This window comes from Hominimerdicola alba, from assembly GCF_900109655.1.
In the GTDB taxonomy this organism is placed as follows: Bacteria; Bacillota; Clostridia; order Oscillospirales; family Ruminococcaceae; genus Hominimerdicola; species Hominimerdicola alba_B.
The window spans coordinates 46,008-65,768 of the sequence record NZ_FOAT01000005.1 but is presented as its reverse complement, the minus strand read 5'-3'; the positions used below and the strand labels follow the sequence as shown (position 1 = coordinate 65,768).

Here is a 19,761-nt window from a genome sequence, read left to right as displayed (position 1 = left end):
TCAACTCATTTCATCTATTATCTTTTTAAGCTCTTGGGCGGTATCCATGCTTACTCCCGCCACAGCCCGCAGTTCTTCTAAAGACGCTTTTTTCAGCGCTTCCTTTGTCTTGAATTCCCGCAGAAGTTTCTGGGCTTTCTTGTCCCCCACGCCCCTGACCTGTGTCAGTTCAAGCGTGAAAGAGCTTTTCTTTCGCTTTGATTTCTGATAGCTTATCGCAACACGGTGAACTTCGTCCTGTATCTGCGTCACCAACGCGAAAGCCCCGCGGCTTTTCAGCAGAGATATCTCGCCGTTTCCTGTAGCTATCGCTCTTGTACGGTGACGGTCGTCCTTTACCAGACCGTACAGCGGAACTTTTATCCCCAGCCGTTCCAGTACTGGTCTGATAGTGTTTACATGACCGTTTCCGCCGTCCAGCAGTATCAGGTCGGGAAGCTGAGAAAAGCCCTCGTCCTCGCCTTTTTTATATTCTGCGAAACGCCTTTCGATGACCTCGGTCATGCAGGCGTAATCGTTCTGCTCGAATACTGTTTTTATGCTGAATTTGCGGTAGAATTTTCTACAAGGTCTGCCGTTCTCGAATACCACCATACCCGCCACCATATCGCTCGATGCCAGATTGGATATATCGTAGCACTCGATGAATCTCGGCGGCTTTTCCATGCCCAGCGCCCTTGCAAGTTCTTCCAGCCCTGCGACTTCACGACCTGTTCTGCCAACGCGGACGGATATGAACTCGTTGGCATTGTTCTTTGCCAGAGTACACAACTTGGTCAGATGTCCTCTTTTTGGTACACTTACATATACGGCGCGGCTGTACTTTTCGCGGAGATACTGCTCCAGCATTTCAATATCCGCAGGTTCTTCCGACAGCAGGACGTTCTTTGGCGCATCTTCTTTCATCGCGTAGAAACTCAGCACGAACTCTTCCATCATCTGGGCGGGTTCGGCACGTTCACCCAGGAAATAATCTGCCTTGTCAGTCAGTCTGCCGCCGCGGTACATTATAACGCTGGCGCAGGCGATATCCACGTTCTGGGATATGGCGATTATGTCACAGTCCGGTATAGTTTCGTCGATGACTTTCTGGCTCTCGGCGGCTTTAGTTATGGCATTTATCCTATCCCTGAGTTTTGCGGCAAGCTCGAATTCAAGATCTTCCGCGGCACGCTCCATCTCAGCGGTCAGCCGCTCTACCGATTGCACCGAGCCGTTCTTGATATAGTCCACAGCCTGCGCCACGGTCTTACGGTATTCTTCTTCGTTGAAATGACCCGTACATACACCCATGCACCTTTTTATATGGTAGTTAAGGCAGGGACGTTCTTTTTTTATATCACGCGGGAATATTTTTGTACAGGTAGGCAATCTGAAAACTTTATTTGCTTCCTCAACAGCCTGCTTCACCGTGAATGAACTGGTATATGGTCCGATGTATTCCGCGCCATCATCGGTCTTCTGCAAAACTGCCTGAATACGCGGATATGGCTCATTTGTCACACGGATATAGCTATAGCCCTTGTCATCTTTCAGCAGGATATTGTACTTCGGCGTGTGCATCTTTATCAGCGAACATTCCAGTACCAGCGCTTCAAACTCGCTGTCAGTCACGATGAACTCGTAGTCGTTCACGTTGGAAACCATCTTCCACACCTTCGGCAGATGATCCTGCCCTTTGCGGAAATAGGAAGTCACGCGGTTGTGCAGATTCTTCGCTTTGCCGATGTATATTATCTTCCCGCTTTTGTCTTTCATGATGTAGACCCCGGGCGAAGTTGTCAGCTTCGAGGTCTTGTCCCGCAGAAAAGGCAAGCGAGGGTTATGTTCTTCGGTGATATACATATATCCTCCATTCAAGAATTATCCCCCGTCCGCAGACAGGGGATATTGTCATTTCATCATTTTATCGCTTCGCTGATAGCGCTGTATTCCTCTTTTATGGCGCTGTAATATACACAGCCGTTCTTTTTGCCGAAGAGCTTTATCATGCGGATATAAAGCTGCTGTCTTGAGGGAACTTCCCTGAAAAGCTGACGTATCAGCTCGACTTCATCGGTTGAACATTTGCCGTCCAGAAGCTGTTCGAGCCTGTCTTCCGATACGCTTTCTGCGGGGGCTTTTTCGGCAGCCTTTGCAGATTTCTTGCTTGTGCGTGTCTTTGAAGTTTTAGCAGTCTTCGCAGACTTTTCGGTCTTTTCGGACTTTGTGGTCTTGCCCTCATCGGATTTCTTTGCCTTTGAAGTTCTGGTCTTCTTCTTTGCGGGCTTTTCCTCAGCGGCAGGAGCTTTCTCCGCAACTTCCTCAGCATTTTCGGTCACAGTCTCAGCGACAGTCTTGACTTCTTCCTCTGCTTTTGCAGGTACTTCAGCAGGAACTTCTTTTTTCTCTGCCTTTTCAGCCTTAGCAGTTTCCTTGACCTCGGCTTTTGCTTCTGCCTTGGGAGCTTCCTCTGCGGGCTGAACAGTCACTGTATCAGGGCTGACATACTCGGGGTGCTCTGCTGCGTACATCTCTTTCAGACGGAGATATTTAGGGCGCAGTAGCTTGTAAAGCTCGGTGGCATCCTGCTTGTAATCCTTGGCAAGCAAGTTGTGGAATTCTTCCTTGGTATCGGAATTTATCAGCAGCTGAGATACGTGGTTGATCATCTCAGCCTTGCACTCGGTCTTTTTCATGATCTCTTTCAGTGTCGCGAAAAATCCCTTAGTCTGAACTTTCTGCTTGTCTGCTGGCTTTTCGCTCTTAGGAGCTTCCTTTGCAGGTTCAGCTTTGGGTGCTTCCTTTGGAGTTTCAGTCTTGGGAGCTTCGACCTTTGCAGGTTCTTCCTTGACCTCTGCTTTCACCTCGGCAGGCTTTGCCGCGGGAGTGGGCTCGGCTTTCTTCTCTGCTGGCTTTTCAGCCTTTTCGGCTTTCTTGACATCAATGATGGAATAAGCGCTGAATGAAGCTTCCAGAGCATTCAGCTCCTCGGCGCTGATGGTGAATTCCTCTTCCTTGGCGGGAGCATTATTCTTCGCCTGCTTGGGAGCTTTATCCTTTTTGGGTTCCTGCTTGGGCGCTGGCTTAGCGGCACGTTTCTCGGTGAGGTCGGCGCTCATCACAACAGCCTTTTCCGAAGTCTCGCTCTTTGCGGAAGGCTGTTCTTTCTTCTCGGTCTGAACTTTTGCGGGTTCAGGCTTTGCAGGAGCTGTTTCCTTGACCGGCGCAGTTTCCTTTACTTCGGGAACTTTCTTCACAGGCTCTGCTTCGGCGGCGGGAGTTTCCTTATCCTGCTCGCTTTCCGAAACTGCCTCAGTGCTTGCAAATACAGTTGTATCCGTATCATCGTCATCGTCTGGGATAGGCTGCTTTTTGCCGCCTGCATAGTTGATAGCCTGCGCAATTGTCTTGGTGCGGTATACGATGCAGTCGGGAGCGGCTATGTACTTGCCGTGCCAGAAATCATGCAGGAAATCAAAGCTCTTGTCGTTGCTGATAACGAAGATATGGCTGTAATAGTTCTTGCTCACAAGATATCCCAGCAGTGTTGAAAGCTGGAAATCCAGTGCATTCTTGCCGCCCACGTGTACCTTGAAATACTCGACCTCGGCTTTGGATATCAGCACCTTCTGGTGCATCTCAAAATTGATGGTGTCCGCGTTCTCGCTGTAAAAAATGATGACGCGGTCATACTCGGTCAGGCTGTCGATGCCTGTCAGACCCTTTGACTTCACATTTTCAAAGTCGATAAGATAAATTTTCATCTGTCTTGTCCTTTCGGTGTGTTACGGAAAGGCAGTGTACCGTACATCGCAGGCTCACACAGAATCTCCCTACCGTTCAGACATTCCCGCGTCTGTCCCTCAACGCACATATAAGGTATATGCGCACCTGTGCGAAAGGGAAAGTATCCGCTTTGGATAATGTGATACTTTTGGAGTCATATCACGCAGATATTCTGCCTATGACCGCCGCTGTTATGTATCACATATAATGCCCGACTTATGCTCTGGCTATGGCATAGGTTAAGCCGGATATATGTCAGTCGGTATAAATAACTCCGTGCTGCCGCAGTAACAGAACACACCGCCGCGTCCGTTTCGGATTCGGAGCAAATATAGCCCCGTCACCGATATTATACCATATAAAATGCAAAATGTAAAGATATCGGGATATATTTTCGTACTTATACGGGAAAATTTTTCCACTATGACCCATATTACAGATATTCTCTGTCAAATATCATCATATATTGTCGTCGCTGACATATCCCGATGTCGGTATTATTCTAATTTTGCAAGAATAGATAAGTTGAAATTCATTTTTATACAAATGTACGTAAAATAGGCTTTTTGATAATACGAATCACAGATATCGAGTATAATTACAATCTCAAAACTACAGAACTATTCCGACTATTTGCATAAATATAAAGAGCTATTTTGCGATAATTATTCCGAATGTACTAAAATTCACAGGTAATCTGAAATTTTGCGTTTCTAGACTTGCAAAACCTAAAAGAGTGTGCTATAATAATAGGGCAGTGTGAGTCCGGAGCGTACAAGTGTACGCCGTAGTCGGACTCTGACGGTAATTTTTATTTATTTAAGATGGGAGTTTTTACAATGGCATTGAAGAATGAGTACCTCCAGAAGGTATACGAGCAGGTCGAGAAGAGAAACCCCGGTGAGAAGGAATTCCACCAGGCAGTATATGAGGTTCTTGAGAGCCTTGTTCCTGTTGCTGACAAGAGACAGGATCTTATCGATGCAGGCGTTTTCGACAGAATAGTTGAGCCTGAGAGACAGGTAATGTTCCGTGTTCCCTGGGTTGATGACAACGGCAAGGTACAGGTAAACAGAGGTTTCCGTATCCAGTTCAACTCCGCTATCGGACCTTACAAGGGCGGTCTGAGATTCCACCCCACAGTATGTGCTTCCGTTATCAAGTTCCTGGGCTTCGAGCAGATCTTCAAGAACAGCCTGACCAGCCTTCCTATGGGCGGCGGCAAGGGCGGTTCCGACTTTGACCCTCAGGGCAAGTCTGACGCTGAAGTTATGAGATTCTGCCAGAGCTTCATGACTGAGCTCTGCAAGCACATCGGCGCAGATACCGACGTTCCCGCTGGTGATATCGGTGTAGGCGGCAGAGAGATCGGCTACCTCTTCGGTCAGTACAAGAGAATCAGAAACGAATTCGTAGGCGTTCTGACAGGTAAGGGTATGCAGTACGGCGGATCTCTGATCAGACCCGAGGCTACAGGCTACGGCGCAGTTTACTATGCAGTAGAGCTCCTGAAGCACTTCGGCGACAGCATCGAAGGCAAGACCTTTGCAGTATCCGGTTTCGGTAACGTTGCTTGGGGTACTATCAAGAAGGTAAACGAGCTGGGCGGTAAGGTAGTTACTATCTCCGGTCCTGACGGTTACATCTACGATAAGGACGGCATCACAGGCGAGAAGGTTGATTACCTGCTTGAGATGAGAGCTTCCTGCAGAAACAGAGTTCAGGATTACGCTGACAAGTTCGGTGTACCTTTCTTCGCAGGCAAGAAGCCTTGGGAGCAGAAGGTCGACATCGTAATGCCTTGCGCAACTCAGAACGAGGTTGCTATCGAGGATGCTAAGAACATCATCGCAAACGGCGTTAAGTACTATGTTGAGGTTTCCAATATGCCTACAACAGCTGAGGCAGTTACCTACCTGAGAGAGAACGGCGCTATCGTAGCTCCTTCCAAGGCAGTTAACGCAGGCGGTGTTGCAGTTTCCGGCCTCGAGATGAGCCAGAACTCCATGAGATACAACTGGACTTCCGAGGAAGTTGATGCTAAGCTGCATCAGATCATGAAGAACATCTTCTCTGCTTCCATCGAGGCAGCACACGAGTACGGTCTGGGCGATGACCTTGTAGCAGGTGCAAACATCGCAGGCTTCCTGAAGGTAGCAGAGGCTATGAAGGCTCAGGGCGTGGTATAATACTAGCCATTTAAACTATATAGTCCTTATATATCGGATATACCCGTCAGTGATGACGGGTATATTTTTTTGCGAAAAGCAATATAACGGGAACTGCCAAGGAAGCAAAGCGCGTACTTTGTTTCCTTAGCAGTTCCCGTTAGATTATGCTATCAGCAAACTATACTATTATAATAGTATAAATAATATCGCGAATATATCATCAAGCCAAGATCATTCCGATACACTTATCTCTCTGCGAACTTTCTCCAGCTCGTCCACAAACATATTGTCCGTCGCGCTCAGACGATAGCTGGACTGATATATCAGCACGTCCTTGTTGGTCTTGCGGATATTCGGCGTGCTGCGCTGAACCAGCTTGCAGCGGTCGAGTATCTCCCGGGGCATGGGCGATACCCACATATACGATTCGGGACAATCCGACAGTATATCAAACTGACTGCCCCTTTCGTAAACATATATATGCCGCCTGTGAGGATTGAGGTCTGCATTTTTCTTCTGATATACCGCCGATATATTCGGCACGGTATTGTCGCCGTGAAGTATCTCGATGTACTTTTCAAGGGTCTCCTCGGTTATCTCAGTCTCCTGCGCAAGAGGGCTGTCCGCACTCATTATCAGCACATAGTCGTATTCCCAGCTGTTGTGTATCGTGAGATTTTTCTCTTCAAGCAGCGGCAGAAAAAAGCTCTCGTATGCGATGGGATAGCGGATTATGCCCATATCGTATTCGCACTCCACCACCGAGTTTATAGCCTCCATCGAGTTGGTTTCCTTTATCTTGATGTCCATCGCCTGCCTGTCAGATACCCTGTTCAGAAAACAGGTGAAAGCGTGAGTGATGTAACTTGCACGTGGCAGAAGCAGAGAAAAGCTCACCCTGTTGCTGACATTGTCCTTGTAAAGATTTTCCATCTTGTCAAGCTGAACGAGTATGGCTTTAGCGTACTGCAAAAACTCCTTGCCCTTGTCCGTGGGCACTACGCCCTTTGCCGACCTCTTGAATATCGGTATCCCGACTTCGTGTTCCATTTCTTTTATAGCCTTTGAAAGGTTGGGCTGACCCATATAAAGCGCCGCCGCAGCCTTGGTTATCGATCCCAGCCGCTCGACTTCCACAATGTACCGAAGATGCGTCAAATTCATTGTTATCCCTCCGTTATATCGAAAAGTACATATTGTCATGTATATTATACAATATATTTTTTTATATGTCAAGAGCATATATCACCTATAAATGCAATTGACGGTAGCGCGCAAAAAATATCTAAAAAGAATAATTCTTTATTTTGCAGAACACCTATTGACAAACAGTTAAAAATATAATATAATTAACCATAGACGACATGTGCTATTATATTTATCCCGATCTTGTCAGTGTAGCCAAGCACAGCACAAGTGGCAGGGATAAGTAATTTTTATTGTCGGGATAAAAATTTTTTAGTCGGGTCCATGTCGTTAAATTGTTTTTTATATAGGAGGGTTCATAATTATGAACAACAAAAAAATCGTAGCAGGTCTGATGGCGCTGACATTAGTATTCGGCGGCACAGCTCTGCCAAACACAGTGGTAAGCAGCGCAGAAACGGTCATAACAGGGCAAACTGTTACTATGGAGGCGGACTGTTATTCATTTGATCTGGGTACACGTGTGCTTACACTCAGGGGACAGATCGACGCTGATGCATTAAAGGAATTCAGTGCTAATTATAGACCTATGCTAAAATCCATTATAGCCGAAGAAGGAACAGTTTTGCCTGAAGACTGTAGCAAACTATTTAGTGAATATTATTCGTGTACGAGTATCGATCTTTCAAAGGCTGATACAAGCAATGTTACAAATATGAGTGGAATGTTCTTCTTTTGTAGAGAACTGACCTCACTTGATGTTAGTGGCTTTGATACAAGCAATGTTACAGATATGAGTGGAATGTTCGCTAACTGTGATAATCTGACTGCACTTGATGTTAGCGGTTTTGATACAAGCAAAGTTACAGGTATGAGCGGAATGTTCGCTAACTGTGATAATCTGACTGCACTTGATGTTAGCGGTTTTGATACAAGCAAAGTTACAGGTATGAGCGGAATGTTCGCTAACTGTGATAATCTGACTGCACTTGATGTTAGCGGTTTTGATACAAGCAAAGTTACAGGTATGAGCGGAATGTTCGATAACTGTGATAATCTGACTGCACTTGATGTCAGCGGCTTTGATACAAGCAAAGTTACAGATATTGGTGGTATGTTCCAATATTGTAAAAATCTGACTGCACTTGATGTTAGTGGCTTTGATACAAGCAATGTTACAGATATGAGTTATTTGTTCGATGGCTGCGAAAATCTGACTGGACTTGATGTCAGTGGCTTTGATACCGGTAACGTTACAGATATGACTGGAATGTTCCGTTGTTGTGAAAAACTGACCTCTCTTGATATTAGTGGCTTTGATACCAGTAAAGTTACAAATATTTCACTTTTATTCGCTCTTTGTGATAATCTGACATCTATTGATCTGAGTGGATTTGACACCAGCAATGTCACAAAAATGTATGGATTGTTCTTAGGTTGTCATTTGACCTCTCTTGATCTTAGTTGCTTTGATACAAGCAAGGTCACAGATATGGGTCACATGTTCGGCGATTTTTCAGGTTTGACCTCTCTTGATCTTAGCAGTTTTGATACAAGTAACGTGACAGATATGAAGGGAATGTTCCGTGGCTGTGAACTTACCTCACTCGATTTGAGTGTCTTTGATACAAGCAGTGTAACAGATATGAGTGAAATGTTCGAAAATTGTGTAAATCTGACCTCACTTGATATCAGCAACTTTGATACAAGCAAAGTTACAGATATGCATAGTATGTTCTGTGATTGTAAAAATCTGACCTCGCTTGATCTTAGCAGCTTTGACACAAGCAAGTTAATAAAGGTGGATGGAATATACTCAGAGATGTATAGTATGTTCGATCACTGTAATAATCTGAAAAAAATTACTCTTGGAGAGAATTTCAAATACATAAATATTGGCGCCGGGCTTCCTGAAGGCGACGGTTGGGTAAATGCTGATTCACCCTCAACCATTATTCCAAGTGATAACGGATTATTTGTAGTTATCGAAAACAATGGCATAAACACCTACATTCGTTATTTTAAAAACGCACCCACAAGCATCAAGACCGAATACAGCGAAAAGTTCCATCAGATAAGATTTACATGGAATAAGATAGAAAACGCTGACAGATACGGTATCGCAGTATATCTCGCAGGCAAATGGAGAGTCCAGACACAGGATATCACTGACACAACCTACACAACTCCTAAGCACCTTACTCCCGGCAAGACCTACAAGGTAGCGATCGCAGCAAAAGTTGACGGCAAATGGTATACCTCAGACGCTATCAAGAATGCTGTGAATGTTACTGTAAAGTAATATCAGTAAAGTATCAGTCATCACTGTAGGATTTAAATCTGACATGATGCTAACAGCGCCTGAGTTAATCGGGCGCTGTTTTTGACAATTTTGATGATATTGATATAATATGTTGACAAAAACTAAAAACTGTTGTATAATATACATCAAACGGCAGGAGATGTCCTGCCGGTGTACGGGTTAAATAAATGGTCAAAATAACAGGGGGTTAAAAGATGAATAATAAGAAGATCATTTCTGGTCTGTTGGCACTGACACTTGTTTTCGGCGGTGCACTCGTTCCGATCAGCGCAGTAAATAGCATCTCTGCTGTTACAGCAAGTGCAGCTTCAATTAAATCCGGTGATTATATTTATAATACGCTTTCAGATGGTACTGCGGAGATCGTAAGGTACGCCGGTTCTGATGCTGATGTCGAGATCCCAAGCGAGTTAGATGAATTAAGTGTTACCAAAATAAGATCCGGCGCTTTCAGCGGTTTTTCTAAAATCGAAAGCATTGTAATACCTGAAGGTGTGGTTTCCATTGGTGATGCAGCGTTTAATCAGTGTTCTTCTCTGACAGATGTTGTGATACCCGGCAGTGTTACTTCAATTGGCAGTGTAGTGTTTGGCGGATGCAAAGCTCTGACAAATATTGTTATACCCGATAGCGTAGTTTCCATGGGCACTGCAGTTTTCATGGATTGTTCTACACTTGAAAGCGTAACTTTATCAAATAAATTAGAATCTATAAAGGATTCAACATTTGTCAGATGCAGTTTGCTGAAAGAGATCGTGGTACCCGACACTGTTACATCTATCGGAGATTCTGCTTTCGTATACTGTTCAGAGCTTGAAAGTGTAACGTTATCCAAAAACCTGGAGTCTATAGGAAAATCTGCTTTTGCTTTCTGTGAAAGTCTCAATAAGGTAACTGTACCCAACACCGTTACAGCTATTGGTAAATATGCATTTTCTAACTGCTACGCACTTGAAAGCATCACTTTATCCAAATACATAACGTCTGTTGAAGAAAGTACTTTTGAAAAGTGTAAAAAGCTCAAAAGTATCGCTCTTCCATATGGCGTAGAAATTATCAATGATAAAGCATTTGCAGAATGTGAAGCTCTTGAGAGCGTTACATTCCCCACAAAGCTTGAAACTATCGGCGCAAGTGCTTTTGAGGACTGCGGCAAACTTGCCGGCATCTCATTGCCGAAAGGTCTGAAAACTATCAGCCAAAATGCTTTTGACAATTGTTTGCTTATTAAAACTGTTGTTATACCTGATGGCGTTGCGAGTATCGAAACAGGTGCTTTTGCAGGTTGCAGCGGTCTTGAAACCATAACTATACCCGCAAGTGTTGCTGAAATAGGGGATAATATAATCACCGATTCTAATTCTCTTACTCAGACAGCTAGTCCTGCAAGTAAAGTTACTGTATATTGCTACACTAACTCAGCAGCGCATAAATATGCAGTAACAAACAAACTGACATTTGAGCTGTTGGATGCAGCTAAACCCACATATCCCACAAACATCAAGGTCGATTACAGCGAAGAATATCACCAGATAAGATTTTCATGGGACAAGGTGGAGAACGCACAGCAGTACGGCATAGCTGTATATCTTGCAGGCAAGTGGAGGATCCAGACCCAGAAGATCCCCGCTTCAACTGTAAGTTATACCACACCTAAAAATCTTACTCCGGGCAAGTCCTACAAGGTAGCTATCGCGGCCAAGGTAGACGGCACTTGGGATACGTCAAACGCTATCAAGAACGCTATCACAGTTACTGTAAAGTAATATTGTAACAGCCTGTTGACATATCGTTAAAAAAGATATATAATAATTATCAAACGACATATTATTTCACACTTATCCCGATGCTGCGGTTCGTGCCGGAAAAGCATATCACCTGCGTTCGGAACAAGCGGATATTTTATGTCGTTTGTTATATCTATTAAAATGATACGGAGGTAATGAAATGAACAACAAAAAGATGGTAGCAGGTCTGCTGGCGCTGACATTCGTATTCGGTGGTACATTCCTGCCCGGTGCAGCAAACAACAGCACGGTTATTTCAGCAAGTGCAGAAACAATTGCATTTGATGACTATGAGTACAGGCTTCTGGAAGACGGTACAGCTGAGATCGCAAGATACAGGGGCGAAGATACAGAGGTCACGATACCCGATAAGATAGACGGCGTGGCAGTAACTAGTATTGGTGAGTCAGCATTTGAAGGCAATTTCGATATCACCGGCGTCATTATGCCTGATAGCGTAACTACTATCAAGGGATATGCATTTACCAGCTGCTTTAATCTTAAAAGTATCAAATTTTCAAAAAATCTGAAGTCTATAGGTGAGACCAATTTTGCGGAGTGTGTTGCACTTGACAATGTGGTCATACCTGATGGTGTGGAACGCATTGAGGTGGGAACATTCAACAGCTGCACGAACCTCAAAAACATTGTTCTGCCCCAAAACCTGAAGTATATAGGTGAAGCTGCTTTCGGATACTGTACAGATCTTAATAATGTTACTATTCCCGCTAGTGTTACCGAGATAGGTGAAGAGGCATTTTCAGAATATGATACACACGATGATAGCTATAAGCCATTAAAGAACGTGATTATCAATTGCTACGCAAACTCAGCTGCCGAGAAATATGCAAAAGCAAACAGCTTGAATTATAAGCTGATCGATGAAAAACTCCCTAATTGTCCCCCTACTAATATGTTAAGAGCTGAATGCAGTGCGGAGTATCATCAGATACGTTTCAGCTGGGATCCTATTGGTGGTGCTGAAAAGTACGGCATCGCTGTATATCTTTCGGGAAAGTGGAGAGTGTGGACCAGTTCTATCCCGGCTACGACCACAACATTCACTACACCAAAGAATCTTACACCAGGCAGGACCTATAAGGTCGCAGTTGCTGCTAGGGTGAACGGTAAGTGGAATACTACTGACCCGATCAAGAATGCTGTAACCGTTACCGTTAAGTAGTGATATACAGTAACGTAAATACGGCATTTCAGTAAATCTCACGTGTGATATAGCGGCCAATGGGAATAGTCATATATCAACAGCAGAGTATTTACAGATATTGTCATAAAATGTTAAAACTGTCAATTGACACAAAGTAAAAAAAGATATATAATTACTATCAAACGACATGATCTTTCGCGTTTGATCCGATCAGTGCCGCAAAAACAGCGCATTCGGTCGGAATGGGCGAAAGTGAGATGTCGTTTGTTAATTATATAACAAATTTAGGAGGACACAAAAATGAACAACAAAAAGATCGTAGCAGGTCTGCTGGCTCTGACATTCGTATTTGGCGGCACAGCTCTGCCCAACACAGTAGTAAACAGCGTAGTATCGGTAATAACAGCGCAGGCTGCTGACCTTGAGGGAGATTGTTATTCTTATGAGGCGGAAACAGGTGTGCTTACGCTCAGGGGCAAGGTAGATGGTAAAAAATTATATAGATTCAGCGGATCAAAAGCACCTTACGTACGAACCATTATAGCCGAAGAGGGAACTGTTTTACCGGAAAATTGCAAGTCACTGTTTCATAATTTCCGGTGTACTTCTATTGATCTTTCAAAGGCAGATACCAGCAATGTTACAAATATGAGCGATATGTTCAGTTATTGCAGATCTCTGACCGAAGTTGATCTAAGCGGATTCGATACAAGCAATGTCACAGATATGAACAAGATGTTCTATTGTTGTTATGAACTGACCAAAGTTGATGTAAGCAGGTTTGATACAAGCAATGTTACAGATATGAATAATATGTTCTATGGTTGTGAAAAACTGACCGAACTTGATGTAAGCAAATTTGATACAAGCAAGGTTACAGATATCCACCAAATGTTCTGGGATTGTTTCGCTCTGACAAAACTTGATGTAAGCGGATTTGATACAAGCAGCGCTGAATATATGTGCGGTATGTTCAATTCTTGCAGATCTCTGACCGAACTTGATGTAAGCAGATTTGATACAAGAAAAGCAACAAAACTGAACGATATGTTCAGTGGGTGTTACAAACTTACCAAACTTGATGTAAGCGGATTCGATACAAGCAATGCTGTGGATATGAGTGGTATGTTCAGTTCTTGTAAATCTCTGACCCAACTTGATGTAAGCGGATTTGATACAAGCAAGGCTACAGATCTTTCGTTTATGTTCAGCTTGTGTGAAAACCTGACCGAACTTGACGTAAGCGGATTCGATACAAGCAAGGTAAAATATATGGGTCTTATGTTCAATAGGTGTAAAAAACTGACCAAACTTGATGTAAGCCGATTTGATACAAGCAAAGTTACAAATCTTATCTATATGTTCAATAAGTGTGAAAACCTTACCGAACTTGATGTAAGTGGATTTGATACAAGCAGCGTTATATATATGCACCATATGTTCAGTGATTGTATGGCACTGACCTCACTCGATATGAGCAGATTCGACACAAGCAATGTTACAAATATGGAAGAGATGTTTAAGGGTTGTTATAATCTGACCACCTTTGCACTCGGCGAGAATTTCAAGAGTATAAATTTTGAAGCCAGACTTTCTAATGATTTAGGCTGGGCAAACGTTAATGAACCATATACTGATGTAAGTGGTCACCGCACATATGCTGAGATAGAAAACGACGGCAAGAACACCTACGTTCGCTATAAAAACACATACGGCGATTATGAGTACAAGCTGCTTGAAGACGGTACTGCTGAGATAACATATTACAACAGTTCTGAAACAGAGATCGAGGTGCCCGCTGAGATCAATGGCGTGGCTGTAACTAGCATTGGTGAAAATGCTTTTTCATTTTGTGGAGAAATTAAGAGCATTGTTATCCCTGATGGTGTGAAGACAATTGGGGCGGGAGCTTTTAATATGTGCAATAGTTTGGAGAGCATTGTTATTCCCGATAGTGTTGAATATATAGGTGAATGGGCATTTGAGGATTGTAACAGTCTTAAAAGTATAACTTTACCGAAAGGCTTGAAGCAGATATGTGATTATACTTTTATTGCTTCTAGTCTTGAGAATGTAGTTATACCTGATAGTGTTGAAAGTATCGGTTTAGGGGCATTTTGTTTTTGTAGCCTCAAAAGCATCGAATTACCGAAAGGCTTGAAGAAAATAGGGGCTTCCGCTTTTGCAAACTGTCAGGAACTTGAAAGTATAACTTTGCCTGAAGGAACGGAAGAAATAGGGGCATATGCCTTTGGAAACTGCTTTGCTATTAAAAGCATTTCAATTCCCGCAAGTGTTACCAAAATAGGTGACGATGCTTTTTCGGAATCGTATTATACCGATGAAAGTGAAGATGATTCTTACAAGCCATTAAAAGATCTGGTAATTAATTGCTGCAAGGATTCAGCTGCACATAAGTATGCTCTGAAAAACGGCAACAACTTCAATGTGATCGATGCCGGTGACAGCAAAACAAAATATCCCGAGCTGATAAAGGAAGAATACAGTTCAAAATACCGTCAGTTCCGTCTGAACTGGACAGCAGTAGAAGGTGCACAGCAGTACGGTATAGCCGTAAAGCTTGCTGGCAAGTGGAAGGTACAGGCTTATATCGATGGCGGTACAACTGACTACACATCACCCAAGCTGATCTCAGGTCAGAGTTATCAGGTTGTTATCTGTGCTAAGGTAAACGGCAAGTGGGATACTTCTGCTATCAACAACAGAGCGTTTACACTTACTGTAAGGTAATATCAAATATACTGTTGATCAATAATTTGCAATAAGCGACGTGACTATTCATACTTATCCCGACACGGTAAGTGCCGAAAAAGCACTGTACCCACAGTCAGGATAAGTGATCATTAAAGTCGGGTTCATGTCGTTTAATAAATATTGAATATTAGGAGGACACAAAAATGAACAACAAAAAGATCGTAGCAGGTCTGCTGGCACTGTCATTTGTATTCGGTGGCACAGCTCTGCCAAACACAGTAGTTAACAACAGCGTGGTAGCTTCGGCAAGTGAAGAGGATGCAGAGGTACTTACATACGGTGATTATAAGTATATTCTGCGTGAAGATGGTACTGCTGAGATAGTAGAGGGTCATTTTTCAGCTGACGAGGTTAAGATACCGGGCGAGATAAATGGCGCAGTTGTAACAAGCATTGGTGAAGATGCTTTTGATTGCAATTATTTTGTGTATGTTAAAAGTGTTGTTATACCTGATAGTGTTACGGAAATCAAAGAAGGGGCATTTGCATATTGTAGATACCTTGAAAGCATTACATTATCTAAAAATTTGAAGTGTATAGGTAGTAATGCATTTTTTGGATGTGAATTATTAAATAGCATTGATATACCCGATAGTGTTACGGAAATCAAAGATCATGCATTTTACGATTGTGTAAGCCTTGAAAATGTAACATTATCTAAAAATCTTAAATATATGCATAATGTTTTTTCGGGCTGTAGTAAAATTAAGAGCATTGTTATACCTGATGGTACGAAGTCAATTGTAGAATATGCTTTTGTAGGGTTGGATAATCTTGAAACCATTGATATACCCGATAGTGTGGAATATATTGGTGAATTTGCTTTTTTATCCTGTACAAACCTTAAAAGTATAACATTACCGGAAGGATTAAAGCAGATAGATATTGGAGCTTTTATGCTTTGCGAAAGCCTTGAGAGCATTGTTATACCGGATAGTGTTGAATCTATCGATGATGCGGCATTTGAAAGCTGCGAAAGCTTGGAAAATGTAGTAATACCTGATAGTGTAAAAACCATAGGAGGAGCTGCATTTTTGGAATGCCATAACCTTAAAAGCATTACAATTCCCGCAAGTGTAACCGAAATAGGTGAGGATGCATTTTCAGAATATGATACACACGATGATAGCTATAAGCCATTAAAGAACGTGACTATCAATTGCTACAGCGGTTCATACGCTGAAAAATATGCAAAAGAAAAGGGCTTGAATTATAAGCTGATCGATGAAAAACTCCCTAATTGTCCCCCTCCGAAGAGGATGGTCATCAAAGCTGAACTCAGCGAAGAGTATCACCAGATACGTTTAAGATGGAAGCCTTATGATAATGCTGAAAAGTACGGCATCGCTGTATATCTTTCAGGAAAGTGGCGAGTTTGGACTTGTTCTATCCCTGCCGATGTTACTGTTTTCACATCTCCCAAGAACCTTACACCCGGGAAGACCTATAAGGTCGCAGTTGCTGCTAGGGTGAACGGTGAGTGGAATGTAAGGGATGCTCTCTTTGACGCTGTAACTGTTACCGTTAAGTGATATACAGGAATGTAAATACGGCATTTTAGTAAATCTAAAGTGCGATATAACGGCAAGTGGGATACTTCCGCTCTCAACAACAGAGCGATTACCCTTACTGTCATATAATGTAAAAACTGACTATTGACAGAATACCAAAAAAGGTATATAATAACTATCAAGCGACATGATCTTTCGTATTAACCCGAGTTGGTCAGTGCCGAAAAAGCAACAGTACCTTCATTCGGGCTGTGTGAAGGTGAGATGTCGCTTGTTAATTATATAACAAATTTAGGAGGACAAAAAGATGAACAACAAGAAAATCGTAGCAGGTCTGCTGGCGCTGTCATTTGTATTCGGCGGTGCAGCTCTGCCCAACACAAAAGGAAACAACAACGGAGTGATCTCAGCTAGCGCAGGCGGATACGAGGTATATGTATTCGATAATTTTGAGTATATTTATCTTGAAAACAATACAGTTGAGATAACAGATTACATCGCTGATTGCTATGGTCCTGACGTGGAGATCTATATACCCGATGAGATCGATGGCTATACGGTATCAAGTATTGGTGAGGGTGCTTTTTCAGATGTTAATGCCGGATCAGTAAGCATACCAGACGGTGTTACCAATATCGCAGATAATGCATTTTCAAACAGCAAGTTTGAAAATATATACCTTCCTATGACTGTTAAAAAGATCGGCAGAGCTGCTTTCAGCGGATGCAAATCCCTGAAGTGCATCTATATACCCGAAAAAGTCACAAACATCGATTACAGGACATTTTTGAACTGCGAAAGTTTAGTTGATGTAGAGTTTGGCGGTAATGTACGTTCTATTGAATTCTCTGCTTTTGAGGGCTGCAATAATCTGGAAACCATAGATCTGCCCAAGAGCGTCGAGATGATCGGTGATTCTGCATTCAAAGATTGCAAGAGCCTGAAAAGTATAACAATACCTGATGGCGTTACTACGATCGAAGCATGCACTTTTGAGGGTTGTAAGAACCTTAATACTGTGATATTGCCTGATTCGCTGGAAAGTATCGGCAACGAGGTATTTGTTAATTGCACAAGTCTTGAGACTTTATATCTGCCTGATAGGTTACAGACAATAGGAGAGGGCGCTTTCTTCGGCTGCACAAAGCTTAAGAATCTGTATATTACCGATAACGTTACTGAAATAGGCGAGATGGCTTTCGCTTACAGAAACAGGATCGAAAATGAGATCGAACCTTTAAGAAACCTTACTATCTACTGCTATAAGAGATCCTATGCACAGGGTTATGCAGAAGAAAACGGCTTGATGTACAGATTTGTAAACTATTACCCCGAAGTAACAAAGATCGACTACAACGAGGAGTTCCACCAATTCCGCATAAAGTGGTCAGCTGTTGATGGTGCTGAGAAGTACGGTATTGCAGTAAGACTGGCCGGCAAGTGGAAGGTACAGGCTTACACTGAGGCAGAGAACACTACATTCACTTCGCCCAAGCTGAAAGCTAAATCTAAGTACAACATGGTTATATGCGCTAAGATCGACGGCGAATGGGATACCAGCAATATCAGCGGCAGAGCATTTACTGTTACTGTTAAGTAATGCTGATACTTATAAAACATAATAATTAATACTTAATGTCGAATGGATCTTCCCGACATTCATAAAGCTGATGGGGTATATCAAAATATCAATCGGCTATTGTGAATGATACATGGGGGGATCCATTGACTTTTAATAACAAATATGTTAAAATAATTATAGATTAATTTAAACTTGAAAATAACAAATAATGAATATTAAAACCATATCATGACTGCCAGTGTTTGATCCGCACTAGAAGTAAAGCATAGCTGGATAAAGCAGTAAACAGCAGCGAAATGATATCAGTAAGCGAGATACAGCCATATTCACAAAGTTCAACAGCTAATGCGAAATTACTGATATCTACAGGATAGAGTTTATCATTAATGATAGTTAATGTTCAAAAACACTGTTGACAAATAATTTAAAAAGTAATATAATTAACATTGAACGACATGATTAATGAACTTATACAAACATGGTCAGTGCAACCAAAGTACTGCACCCATATTTGGGATAAGTGATCGTTAAAGTCGGGATAAGAGATTATTCGAGTCGGGTTCATGTCGTTTAAATAAATTTTTTTATTAGGAGGTTCATAAAATGAACAACAAAAAGATCGTAGCAGGTCTGCTGGCACTGACATTCGCATTTGGTGGCGCAGCTCTGCCCAACACAGTAGTAAACAGCAACGCAGTTATCTCAGCTAGTGCAGCTGAAAAGGAAGTACTCACATACGGCGACTTTAAGTACACTTTGCTTGAAGATGGTACTGCTGAGATAAGAAGCTATGAAGGTAAAAATACAAAAGTTGAGATACCAGCCGAGGTAGATGGTGTGGCTGTAACAAGTATTGGCTATGCTGCGTTTCATTATAATACGAGTATTGTAAGTGTCTCTATGCCTGATAGTATAACTACAATGGATCGGGAAGTTTTCGCACATTGCTCGAATCTTGTTGAGGTTAAATTATCTGCAAATTTGACAGATATAGGTAGCAGTTCTTTTGTATATCGTAATCCATCTCTTGTAATAAAATGCTATAATGGTTCTAAGGCTGAGAAATATGCACTTGCAAATGGTATCAATATTAAGGTAATTGATGCTAAGGACAAAACTGAATATCCTGTGTTGAATGCGACACAAACTAATTCTGTTTATCGTCAGATACGTTTGAACTGGACAGCCGTAGAAGGTGCAGAACAGTACGGCGTAGCAGTATATCTGGCAGGCAAGTGGAGAATTCAGACACAGAGTATACCTGCTAATGTAACAAGTTACACCACACCCAAGAACTTGAGACCGGCCACTACAAACAAGGTTGTCATTGTAGCTAAAGTCAACGGTAAGTGGGATACAAGAAATCTCGAAGACAGGTCTTTCAGTATTTACACTTATTTCTATAAAACAACCGGAACTCTAAACAACAAATAATCATCAACCAAAACAAACATTCGAAACCGGCAGGGCTTGTGTCCTGTCGGTTTTTTGATGATAATTATTGCGGACATTTGCAATTTCTATTGACATTCC

At 42.5% G+C, this 19,761-nt stretch carries 11 protein-coding genes; 8 read left to right on the top strand and 3 right to left on the bottom strand.

Features of this window, described 5'->3' with window-relative positions; all coding sequences use genetic code 11:
* Together uvrC and BMY75_RS07300 are read right to left on the bottom strand one after the other, a co-directional pair.
* Nucleotides 1–1,845, bottom strand: coding sequence for an excinuclease ABC subunit UvrC (uvrC, locus tag BMY75_RS07305; RefSeq protein ID WP_074831857.1), 1,845 nt, complete (start codon nucleotides 1,843–1,845; stop codon nucleotides 1–3).
* 56 nt (nucleotides 1,846–1,901) lie between these two features.
* On the bottom strand, nucleotides 1,902–3,746 hold the full coding sequence (locus tag BMY75_RS07300; protein ID WP_074831854.1) for a PIN domain-containing protein: 1,845 nt from the start codon (nucleotides 3,744–3,746) through the stop codon (nucleotides 1,902–1,904).
* 861 nt (nucleotides 3,747–4,607) lie between these two features.
* Here BMY75_RS07300 and gdhA point away from each other — a divergent pair.
* Nucleotides 4,608–5,957 (top strand): NADP-specific glutamate dehydrogenase, encoded by a 1,350-nt coding sequence (gene gdhA / locus BMY75_RS07295; protein ID WP_074831852.1) that lies wholly within the window; start codon nucleotides 4,608–4,610, stop codon nucleotides 5,955–5,957.
* Between the two features lie 213 nt (nucleotides 5,958–6,170).
* Here gdhA and BMY75_RS07290 read toward each other — a convergent pair whose 3' ends face one another.
* Complete coding sequence (locus BMY75_RS07290; RefSeq protein ID WP_074831848.1) at nucleotides 6,171–7,103, bottom strand: LysR family transcriptional regulator; 933 nt, start codon at nucleotides 7,101–7,103, stop codon at nucleotides 6,171–6,173.
* Between the two features lie 346 nt (nucleotides 7,104–7,449).
* Between BMY75_RS07290 and BMY75_RS07285 the strand changes: the two genes are divergently transcribed.
* The 7 genes from BMY75_RS07285 (at nucleotide 7,450) to BMY75_RS18715 (ending at nucleotide 19,662) form a co-directional block, all read left to right on the top strand.
* Nucleotides 7,450–9,387 carry a BspA family leucine-rich repeat surface protein gene (locus BMY75_RS07285; protein ID WP_074831845.1) on the top strand — a complete coding sequence of 646 codons (1,938 nt, stop codon included), beginning with the start codon at nucleotides 7,450–7,452 and terminating at the stop codon, nucleotides 9,385–9,387.
* A gap of 215 nt (nucleotides 9,388–9,602) precedes the next feature.
* The gene (locus tag BMY75_RS07280; RefSeq protein WP_074831840.1) at nucleotides 9,603–11,174 is read left to right on the top strand and encodes a leucine-rich repeat domain-containing protein; all 1,572 of its coding nucleotides are present in this window, start codon (nucleotides 9,603–9,605) and stop codon (nucleotides 11,172–11,174) included.
* A 181-nt stretch (nucleotides 11,175–11,355) separates the two neighbouring features.
* The gene (locus BMY75_RS17485) at nucleotides 11,356–12,378 is read left to right on the top strand and encodes a leucine-rich repeat domain-containing protein (RefSeq protein ID WP_081350475.1); all 1,023 of its coding nucleotides are present in this window, start codon (nucleotides 11,356–11,358) and stop codon (nucleotides 12,376–12,378) included.
* A gap of 282 nt (nucleotides 12,379–12,660) precedes the next feature.
* Nucleotides 12,661–15,111 (top strand): BspA family leucine-rich repeat surface protein, encoded by a 2,451-nt coding sequence (locus BMY75_RS07265; protein WP_074831837.1) that lies wholly within the window; start codon nucleotides 12,661–12,663, stop codon nucleotides 15,109–15,111.
* Nucleotides 15,112–15,278: 167 nt separating this feature from the next.
* Nucleotides 15,279–16,667 (top strand): leucine-rich repeat protein, encoded by a 1,389-nt coding sequence (locus BMY75_RS07260; protein ID WP_074831834.1) that lies wholly within the window; start codon nucleotides 15,279–15,281, stop codon nucleotides 16,665–16,667.
* A 286-nt stretch (nucleotides 16,668–16,953) separates the two neighbouring features.
* The gene (locus BMY75_RS07255) at nucleotides 16,954–18,246 is read left to right on the top strand and encodes a leucine-rich repeat domain-containing protein (protein ID WP_074831831.1); all 1,293 of its coding nucleotides are present in this window, start codon (nucleotides 16,954–16,956) and stop codon (nucleotides 18,244–18,246) included.
* 585 nt (nucleotides 18,247–18,831) lie between these two features.
* Nucleotides 18,832–19,662 (top strand): leucine-rich repeat protein, encoded by an 831-nt coding sequence (locus BMY75_RS18715; RefSeq protein WP_074831828.1) that lies wholly within the window; start codon nucleotides 18,832–18,834, stop codon nucleotides 19,660–19,662.
* Nucleotides 19,663–19,761: the final 99 nt, after the last annotated feature.